This is a genomic window from Brevundimonas sp. (assembly GCF_036399195.1).
Taxonomy (GTDB): domain Bacteria; phylum Pseudomonadota; class Alphaproteobacteria; order Caulobacterales; family Caulobacteraceae; genus Brevundimonas.
Genome location: NZ_DASWNO010000227.1, coordinates 1 through 7,091 on the forward strand (window position 1 = coordinate 1; position 7,091 = coordinate 7,091).

Annotated in this window: 6 protein-coding genes; 3 read left to right on the forward strand and 3 right to left on the reverse strand. The window is 69.8% G+C overall.

Annotation, left to right across the window (positions count from 1 at the left end; all coding sequences use genetic code 11):
• Positions 1–149 precede the first annotated feature (149 nt).
• Positions 150–2,264: a PBP1A family penicillin-binding protein gene (locus VGB60_RS09970; protein WP_331038110.1), complete on the forward strand. Its 2,115-nt coding sequence runs from the start codon at positions 150–152 to the stop codon at positions 2,262–2,264.
• Position 2,265: 1 nt separating this feature from the next.
• Here VGB60_RS09970 and VGB60_RS09975 read toward each other — a convergent pair whose 3' ends face one another.
• The 3 genes from VGB60_RS09975 to VGB60_RS09985 all read right to left on the reverse strand — a co-directional run bounded on the left by VGB60_RS09975 (position 2,266) and on the right by VGB60_RS09985 (position 4,937).
• A complete protein-coding gene (locus VGB60_RS09975; RefSeq protein ID WP_331038111.1) occupies positions 2,266–2,970 on the reverse strand; it encodes a M48 family metallopeptidase in 705 nt (234 codons plus the stop codon).
• Positions 2,936–4,216 carry a polyhydroxyalkanoate depolymerase gene (locus tag VGB60_RS09980; protein WP_331038112.1) on the reverse strand — a complete coding sequence of 427 codons (1,281 nt, stop codon included), beginning with the start codon at positions 4,214–4,216 and terminating at the stop codon, positions 2,936–2,938. The genes VGB60_RS09975 and VGB60_RS09980 overlap by 35 nt, the downstream gene beginning before the upstream one ends.
• Positions 4,217–4,316: 100 nt before the next feature.
• The gene (locus VGB60_RS09985; protein ID WP_331038113.1) at positions 4,317–4,937 is read right to left on the reverse strand and encodes an SCO family protein; all 621 of its coding nucleotides are present in this window, start codon (positions 4,935–4,937) and stop codon (positions 4,317–4,319) included.
• Between the two features lie 53 nt (positions 4,938–4,990).
• Here VGB60_RS09985 and VGB60_RS09990 point away from each other — a divergent pair, with 53 nt between their 5' ends.
• Positions 4,991–6,466: an ActS/PrrB/RegB family redox-sensitive histidine kinase gene (locus tag VGB60_RS09990; RefSeq protein ID WP_331038114.1), complete on the forward strand. Its 1,476-nt coding sequence runs from the start codon at positions 4,991–4,993 to the stop codon at positions 6,464–6,466.
• 70 nt (positions 6,467–6,536) lie between these two features.
• Positions 6,537–7,091, forward strand: coding sequence for an ActR/PrrA/RegA family redox response regulator transcription factor (locus tag VGB60_RS09995; protein ID WP_331038115.1), 555 nt, complete (start codon positions 6,537–6,539; stop codon positions 7,089–7,091).

A 7,091-nucleotide genomic window follows, 5' to 3' on the forward strand; every position in this document is an offset into this window, starting at 1 on the left:
CTTCGCGGCCGAGGTGAACGCCTTTCTCGAATAGGCGCGAAGCGTCATCGTTTCGGCGGAATGCCCCCTCACGCTTCTGTGAACGGCGCGGGGGCGTTTCCGTTGGACGCCTGATCGGCTAGGACCGGTCCAGGTTAGATGAGGTTTCGATGGCGGGTTCCGGCTTCCACGGCGGGCGCGAGGGCAATCCCGGCCGCGCTCCCCGACCTGCGCGCTCCGGCCTGAAGCGTCTGCTCTACTGGCTCACGGTGCTGGCCGTCTGGGGTCTGATCTTCCTGGTGGTGTTCTTCGCGGTGTTCGCCCGCGACCTGCCCGACACCTCGACCCTCTACAATGTCGACCGCCAGCCCTCGATCACCTACCTCGACCGCAACGGCTCGCTGATCGCGGTGCGGGGCACGCAGCAGGCCCCGCCCGCCGATCTCGAGTCGCTTCCGGACTATGTGCCCGCGGCCTTCATCGCCGTGGAGGATCGCCGCTTCTATCACCACCCCGGCTTCGACCCGATCGGCATGACGCGGGCCGTCGCGGCCAACATGCGCGCCGGCCGGGTGGTGCAGGGCGGCTCGACCCTGACGCAACAGCTGGCCAAAAACCTGTTTCTCAGCCCCGACCAGAACATGAAGCGCAAGGTTCAGGAGCTGATGCTGGCCGTGTGGCTGGAGATGAAATTCTCCAAGGACGAAATCCTCGCCCTCTATCTGAACCGCGTCTATTTCGGCGCCGGCGCCTACGGCATCGAGGCGGCGTCGCAGCGGTATTTCGACAAGAACGCCAGCCAGCTGACCATCGGCGAAGCCGCGCTTCTGGCGGGCCTGCTGAAGGCGCCGTCGCGCTATTCGCCGGTTTCCGCGAGCGAGCGGGCGGGCGTCCGCGCCACGGTCGTCCTGAACGAGATGGTCGAGGCCGGCGTGATCACCCCCGAGCAGCGCAATCAGGCCGCCGCCTCTCCGGTACGGGTGTCGCGCACCCTGTCCAACCAGCACGCCCAGTATTTCGTCGACTGGCTGGACAAGCAAATCCGCGAACTGGTCGGCGAACCGACCGAGGACATGATCGTCGAGACCACCCTGGACCTGACCCTCCAGACCCAGGCCGAGCGGGCGGTGCACCGCATCCTGCAGCGCGACCGCTCCAAGGGCGTGCAGCAGGCGGCGCTGGTGGCGCTGGACGGCGAGGGCCGGGTCCGCGCCATGATCGGCGGCGCCTCCTACGCCGACAGTCAGTTCAACCGGGCCACGGACGCGCGGCGCCAGGCCGGCTCGGCCTTCAAGCCGTTCGTCTATCTGACGGCGCTGGAGAGCGGCTACACGCCACAGACCCGGGTCAACGACGCCCCGATCAGCATCGGCGCCTGGTCGCCGCGGAACTACTCAGGAACCTTCGCCGGCGAGATGAGCCTGTCCACGGCGGTGGCCCAGTCGGTCAACACGGTGGCCGCGGGGCTCGCCGACCAGATCGGCCGCGACAACGTCGCGCGGACGGCCCGCCGCCTCGGCATCACCAGCCGCATCGGCCTGGAGCCGTCGATGGCGCTGGGCGCGGTCGAGGTGTCTCCGATCGAGATGGCTCAGGCCTATGACGCCTTCGCGAACGGCGGCAAGCGGGTCCGCGCCTATGGCGTCAGCCGCATCCGCACGCCGCAAGGGCGAGTCATCTATCAGCAGGCCGCCCGCGGCGAAGGCGCGGTGCAGGCCATCTCCAACCCGTTCCTCTACTATCAGAACCAGCTGCTGCGGGGGGTCATGACCTCGGGCACGGGTCGCTCGGCCCAGATCGCGGGCCGAGACCTGGCGGGCAAGACCGGCACGACCTCGGACTACAAGGACGCCTGGTTCGTCGGCTACACCGGCGGCTTCGTGACGGCCGTGTGGGTCGGCAAGGACGACAACACCCCGATGCGCGGGGTCACCGGCGGCACGTCTCCCGCCGCGATCTGGCGCGACTTCATGGAGGCGGCCCTGCCGCGCCTGAACGCCCCGGCCATCCCCAACGGGCCCGCCATGCCCGAAGGCTGGCAGGCGCCCAGCGCGGTCGAGAACCTGATCGGCGAGATCGGCGACCTGTTCGGCGACTCCCCGCCCGGCGACGAGCCGCTCGCGCCGGAAGACCGGCCGCTGGAGCCGCGCCGACCCGAGGATGGCCCGCCGCTGGTTCGTCCGACGGCCCCTCAGCCGCAGCCCGACCGCGACCGCGAGCTGACTCCGCCGCAGCAGGGCCGCGGTCCGCCATCGGACCGCCGCCCCGAGCCGCTGTTCTTCTAGGTTATCGTCCCACCGCGTGCAGCGCCGGCCCGTGCTCTCGCAGCCATTTGCGGTGCGGGCGGTGGTCGCCGATCAGGCGTTCGACGACGGACCAGTAGGCGGGGCTGTGGTCGGCGTGGACCAGATGGGCGACCTCGTGGGCGGCGAGGTAGTCGATCACCGCCGGCGGGGCCATGACCACGCGCCAGCTATAGCGGATGGTCCGGTTGTGCGGGCTGCACGAACCCCAGCGCGACTTCGGGTCCGCGATCGACATCTTCACGGGCCGCTGGCCCAGGGCGCGAAGGTGGACCTCGGTGCGGGCCTGCAGCGTCTCGCGCGCCACCCGCTTGAACAGGTTCTCCACCCGGCGGGCGAAGGCCTCGCCCTCGCCGCCTGACAGGATGGTCTGACCGTCTTCACTGAGCCGGGCGGCGCCCGCTCCCCCCACGGCGCCCAGCCTCACGGGGCGGCCGAAGAGGCTGACTTCAGCGCCCGGCTCCAGCGGCGCGCCCTCGACCCGCGCAGCCAGCCGCTCGCGCATCCAGCCCGTCTTGGTTCGGGCGAAGGCGATCACGTCCGCCAGCTTGCGTTCGGAGGGCGCGATCAGCACCGCCTCTCCGGCGCGCGCGTCGATGCGGATCGACAGGCGGCGGGCGCGGGGATTGACCGACAGCCGGGCGGGCAGGCCGTCAAGCGGCAGCCGCTGGCCGTTCCGGTACTGCACAGAGGGCCTCGTTCTTGGCGATGAAGTCGCGGACGCGGGGATAGATGTCGTCCCGGAACCGGCGCCCGTTGAACACGCCGTAGTGACCCACCTCCGGATGCACATACAGTTCGCGCCGGCTGTCGGGTAGGGCGGTGCACAGGGTATGCGCCGCCTGCGTCTGGCCGACGCCCGAGATGTCGTCGTTGGCGCCCTCGACCGTCATCAGGCCGATGTCTGCGATCTTCGTCAGATCGACCTTGCGCCCACGGTGCTCCAGCAGGCCCTGCGGCAGCAGGTGCTGCTGGAAGACGATGTCGATGGTCTGGAGGTAGAACTCCTCGGTCAGATCCAGCACCGACAGATACTCGTCGTAGAATTGCTCGTGCTTGGCCGCGCCGTCGCCGTCGCCCGAGACCAGATCCTGGAAATACTCGCGGTGAGCGTCGAGGTGTCGCTCCTCGTTCATCGACATGAAGCTGTAGAGCTGGACGAAGCCCGGATAGACCCGCCGCCCGAAGCCCGGATAGGGCCACGGCACGGTATGGATCATGTTCGACCGGAACCAGGTGAACGGCTTCTCCTCCGCCAGCTGGTTGGTGACGGTCGGCGACAGACGCGCGTCGATCGGCGAGCCCATGAAGGTCATGGAGGCCGGCCGGTTGGGGTCCTCGTCCTCGGCCATCAGGGCGCAGGCGGCCAGCACCGGCGGTCCCGGCTGGCAGACGCCGACGACGTGGGCGCGCGGGCCGATCACGCCCAGCATGGTGCGAACGTGATCGATGTAGTCGAAGAAGTCGAACCGCCCCTCCAGCATCGGCACCTGACGGGCGTTGACCCAGTCGGTGACGTAGACGTCGTGGTCCTGCAGGAAGGCCTCGACCGTGCCGCGCAACAGGGTGGCGTAGTGGCCCGACAGCGGGGCGACGATCAGCACCGCCGGGGCGACCGTCGGCTTGCCCGCCCGCTTCAGGTCGCCGATGTGCCGCGAGAAGCGCAGCATCCGGCACCAGGGCGAGGACCAGACGACCTGCTCGGTCGTGCGGACCGGCTTATCGGCGATGGTGATGGTGTCGAGGCCCCAGAGCGGCTTGCCGTAGCGGCGCGTCACGCTCTCGAACAGCTCCGCCGAGGCGAAGGCCGTGCGGCCCAGGGCCGTGTCGGACGCCGGGTTGAACGGAGAGCTCCAGAACTGCCGGGCCATCTGGGCCCCGAACCGGAACGGCGTCGCCGAATGGTAGGCGAGCTCGTGAAGCGAATAGAGCATGGAATCCTTGAAACGGCCCCCGCCGGATATGGCAGAGCACCATAGAACGCGCCGCACTGCAAAAAGATTTAGGGCGGCTTGAGCGAAGCGAAAGGGGCGCTTAGCCCCGCGCCATCGTCCGTTCGATCAGCTGCGCCGCCCGCTCCGGCCCGAGATCATGCGCCAGAGCGGTCCTGAACTTTCCGTCCGGACCCATCAGATAGACCGTCAGGGAGTGGTTCATGGTGTAACCTTCGCCCTCGCCAACCTTCTGGAAGTAGGCGCGGTAGGCGTCGGCGGCGGCCTTCACCTGCGCCTCCGAGCCGGTCAGGCCGACGACGCCGGTGGGGAAGCCGTCCGAAGAGAGATAGTCCTTCAGAGACTGCGGCGTATCCCGAGCCGGGTCGACCGAGATGAAGACGATCTGGACGTCGTCGGCTCTGGCGCCGAGCTGCTTCTTCGTCGCCTCGAGCGCCGCCAGCGTCGTGGGGCAGAAGTCGGGGCAGTAGGTGAAGCCGAAGAAGACCAGCGACCATTTGCCGTTCAGCAGCGTCTGATCGACGGTCCGGCCGTCCTGGTCGACCAGCTGGAACGGCCCGCCGACGGACGGCTGACCCGTGGAGGTCACCGGCGCGGCGGTCGACTCCTCGCGATCCCGGACCGTCAGCACGGTGGCTGTGGCGACGCCGATCGCGAGGGCGATGCAGAACCCGGCGAACAGCAGGATGGAACGGCGCGGCATCATGGTCCCCTCGAAGGCGCGCGCGACGGGCGCGACCGGTCTATAGAAGACCGGTGAGCCCGCCCCAAGACCCCGCCTTGCCGCAGTCGAACCTCCCGGGAGAGAGCGGGCGCTTCTCCGGCTGGCGCAACTTGCCGCGCCGCAGCCGGGGGCTGAGCCTGCGGACGCTGGTGATCCTGCGCTGGATGGCCATCGCCGGCCAGACCGCCACCGTGGCCGTGGCGACCCTCTATTTCCACTTTGACCTGCCGCTGTGGGGATGTCTGGCGGTGATCGCGGCCAGCGTGGCGATGAACCTGAACGCCACCGCGCGGCTCAAGCGGGTCGACGGCTCCCTGCCCGACGGACGGATGACGGCGGCGCATCTGGGTTTCGACATCCTGCAGCTGTCTGTGCTGCTGTCGTTGACCGGAGGGCTGCAGAACCCCTTCTGCCTGCTGCTGGTGGCCCCGGTGACGGTGGCGGCGGCTTCGCTGCCGGGGCGGCAGGCGGCGCTGATGGGGCTGCTGGTGCTGGCGGCGACGATCAGCCTGTTCTTCTTCTCCATGCCCCTGCCGTGGCAGGCCGGGACCGAACTGGACCTGCCGCCGCTGTACCGCTTCGGAACGGGACTGGCGCTGTTCACCGGGGTGGTCTTCACCTCGGCCTATGCCTGGCGCGTGGCCGCCGACGCCGAGAAGCTGGAGCTGGCGCTGGCGACGACGCAGGACGTGCTGCAGCGCGAGCAGCGGCTGGCGGCCCTCGGCGGACTGGCGGCGGCCGCCGCCCACGAACTCGGAACGCCTTTGGCGACCATTCAGGTCGTGGCCAAGGAGCTGCTGCGCGCCTCGGCCAAGGGCGGTCCGGCGGCAGAGGACGCGGCCCTGATCCTGCAGCAGGCCGAACGCTGCCGCGACATCCTGAAACAGCTGTCGCAGCAGCCGGAGGAAGGCGACGCCGCCTTCGCCGAGGTCGGGCTGAAGGCGCTGCTGGAAGAGGTCACCGAACCGCACCGCGGCTTCGACCTGCAGTTCGAGGTTCTCGTTCGCACCGCCTCGGGCGAGCCGGCGCCGCGTGTGCGCCGCCTGCCCGAGGTGATCCACGGCCTGTCGACGCTGGTCGAGAACGCCGCCGACTTCGCGGCTTCGCGGGTGCGGGTGCAGGCCCTGGTGGACGCCGGCTTCATCGAGATCGAGGTGGTCGACGACGGCCCCGGCTTCCCGGCGGACATCCTGCCCCGGCTGGGCGAGCCCTATGTGACCAGCCGTCCGCAGGGAAAGGCGCGCCGCGCCCTGTCGGCCCAGATCGCGGCTTCGGTCGCCGCCGCCGCGCCCGGTCGCAAGGGCCGGAAGGCCGCGCCGCCGCCCGAGCCGGAACCGATCGCGCCGAGCCAGGGGGGCATGGGCCTCGGCTTCTTCATCGCCCGGACCTTGCTGGAGCGGACCGGCGGCAAGGTCACGGTGGGCTCTGGCGACGGCGGCAGGGGCCAGCCGAAGGGCGCCCGCGTCGCGGTGCGGTGGGCGCGGCCGTCGCTCGAAATATCGTCGTGATGTCGCACCCCCGGTCTGAACCTTGACCGCGCCCGTACCTTTACCGACTTGAGGCCCCAGGAGACCTGTGATGCCCGACGCTGAAGACCGGATCGCCGCCCTCGCCGATAAGACCCTGCTGTTGCTCGACGACGACAACGCCCTGCGCACCCGGCTGGGCCGCGCTCTGGAGAGCCGCGGCTTCCAGGTCACCACTGCCGCGTCGCTGGCCGAAGCCAACGAAGCGCTGAAGAGCACCGTCCCGGCCTTCGCCGTGCTGGACATGCGGCTGGAGGACGGCAACGGCCTGAAGGTCGTCGAAGCCATCCGCGAGCGCCGCGACGACGCCCGCATCGTCATGCTGACCGGCTACGGCGCCATCGCCACCGCCGTGGCCGCCGTGAAGGCCGGCGCCGTCGACTATCTGCAGAAGCCGGCCGACGCCGACGACGTGGTCAAGGCCCTGCTCTCGACCGGCGAGGCCCCCGAGCCGCCGGACAATCCCATGAGCGCGGACCGGGTGCGCTGGGAGCATATCCAGCGGGTCTATGAGCTGTGCGACCACAATGTCTCGGAAACCGCGCGCCGGTTGGGCATGCACCGGCGGACGCTGCAGCGGATATTGGCGAAACGCGCGCCGCGGTAG

Excerpts from the sequence above, each read along its gene's own strand:
- VGB60_RS09980 (WP_331038112.1), bottom strand. The coding sequence starts at position 4,216 with ATGCTCTATTCGCTTCACGAGCTCGCCTACCATTCGGCGACGCCGTTC.
- VGB60_RS09995 (WP_331038115.1), top strand. The coding sequence starts at position 6,537 with ATGCCCGACGCTGAAGACCGGATCGCCGCCCTCGCCGATAAGACCCTG.
- VGB60_RS09985 (WP_331038113.1), bottom strand. The coding sequence starts at position 4,937 with ATGCCGCGCCGTTCCATCCTGCTGTTCGCCGGGTTCTGCATCGCCCTC.
- VGB60_RS09970 (WP_331038110.1), top strand. The coding sequence starts at position 150 with ATGGCGGGTTCCGGCTTCCACGGCGGGCGCGAGGGCAATCCCGGCCGC.